Source organism: Actinomyces sp. zg296 (assembly GCF_009829695.1).
GTDB classification, from domain to species: domain Bacteria; phylum Actinomycetota; class Actinomycetes; order Actinomycetales; family Actinomycetaceae; genus Actinomyces; species Actinomyces marmotae.
Genome location: NZ_VWPG01000021.1, coordinates 1 through 1,924 on the forward strand (window position 1 = coordinate 1; position 1,924 = coordinate 1,924).

The window sequence follows — 1,924 nt, forward strand, 5'->3', positions numbered from 1 at the left end:
GGGGGCGCTGGTGGGCGCGGTGATGGGCCGGCGCGCCGGGGGCCGCCCCGGGCGGGGCGCGCGCGGCGACCGGGCGGCGCGTCTGACGGGTCGGGCCGCTGACACGCAGGCCCTGTCTCCCAAGGCGGCGGCCGCCAAGGCCGCCCGGCTGGGCGTGGCCGAGGGCTGGACGAGCCTGCCGATCGGGCGCGCCGTGGCGGGCTGGGGCCGATGGCTGGTGTCCGGAATGGAGGACGTGTGCCTCCTGATCGCTGGGCCCCGCACCGGCAAGACGACCTGCTGGGTGGTGCCGCGCATCCAGCGGGCCGCCGGCGCCGTGGTGGCCACGTCCAACAAGCGCGATATCGTCGACATCACCAGGGACCTGCGTGCCCGGGTCGGGCAGGTGTTCGTCTTCGACCCCCAGGGCATCGCCGATGAGCCCCAGGCGTTCTGGTGGGATCCCTTGGAGACCGTGGTGGACGCCACCAGCGCTGAGATGCTCACCCGTGTCCTGGTCGACGCCACCCGCGATGCCACCGCCCAGCGCAACGAGTTCTTCGACTCCGCCTCCCAGAACCTCCTGGCCGCCCTGCTGCTGGCCGCGGCCAAGGGTGGCCGCCCCCTGGCCGAGATCCACAAGTGGATCAGCGCCCCGGACAACGACGAGCCCCTGAACCTGTTGCGCGCTGCTGGCGAGACCACCATGGCTACCACTCTGGACGGGCTGATGACGCTGGTCCACGAGACCCGCTCGGGCGTCTATGGCGGGGCGGCCGTGATGGTCAAGTTCATCACCAACGAACGCGCCATGGCTTGGATCACCCCCCATGCCCTCCTGCCCCAGTTCCACCCCGCCGACTTCGTGCGCGGACGTGGCACCCTTTACTGCCTGTCCCAGGAGGGCGAGGGTTCTACCGCGCCGATCGTGACCGCTCTGACGGTCGCGGTGGTGCGCGCCGCTCTCGACCACGCCAAGGCCCAGCCCGGCGGGCGCTTGGCGGCCCCGATGCTTATCGAGCTCGACGAGGCCGCCAACGTGTGCCGCTGGGCCGACCTGCCCGCCCTGTACAGCCATTTCGGGTCGCGCGGGATCCTGGTGGACACCATCGTGCAGTCCTGGTCGCAGATGATCACGGCCTGGGGCGAGCACGGCGCCAAGGCCCTGTGGTCAGCAGCCAACGTGGCCGCCTACGGCGGGGGCTCGCGCGACGAGGCGTTCCTGAAGTCGTTGAGCCAGGTCATCGGCACCGAGTGGCGCGACTCGGTGCAGGTCTCGCACTCCCGCGGCCAGGGGCGCTCGCGCTCGGTGTCCACCGCGTCCCAGGCCCGGCCCATCGCCTCCGAGACCGACCTGGCCTCCCTTCCCGCCGGGCGCGCCTGGGTATTGGCCTCCGGGTGCACGCCCGTGCTGGCCCGCATGGTCCCCTACTGGGAACAGCCCGACGACCTGAGCGCCCAGGCGCTCAACCGCCACCAGCCCACCAGGAGGTAAGAAGATTATGGACGAGCCTTTGAACCAGACCACGGCTCAAGTAACCATGCTTATGCGCGTGGTCGCGCAGATGGCCCGGCGCCTGGCCGAGGCGCGCCAGCAGCGCCTGATGGCGGCCCAGCGGGCCTCCCAGGCCCGCCGCGCCGCCATCGCCAGCCAGATCGAGGCCCAAAGGCGCCTGGCCGCCCCCGTGTGGGGCCGGGCCATGGACGCCCGCTTCTGGAAGGCCGCCACCGCCGCCGAGGCCGCCTACGTCTACGGCATCGCCACGCGCTTCGCCGACATGGACCCCGACGCGGCCATGGCGGCCCGCCGCTGCGAGGCCGAGGTTAACGAGCGCTGGGGGCTCGACCTGCGCGATGGGGAGCACCTCGACCCCGACCCGGCGGCCGTGGCTGACCCGGGGGCCCAGGCTCGGGCACGGGGGGCGGCCCCACTGCTGGACGGCGA

2 protein-coding genes are annotated in these 1,924 nt (G+C 72.8%); both read left to right on the forward strand.

Going from position 1 to position 1,924, the window contains the following annotated elements:
• Positions 1-1,474 (forward strand): type IV secretory system conjugative DNA transfer family protein (locus GVV76_RS10130; RefSeq protein WP_159626829.1); only part of this gene is annotated, 1,474 nt, incomplete at its 5' end.
• A gap of 58 nt (positions 1,475-1,532) precedes the next feature.
• A partial coding sequence (locus GVV76_RS10135; RefSeq protein WP_159626831.1) for a hypothetical protein occupies positions 1,533-1,924 on the forward strand: 392 nt, incomplete at its 3' end.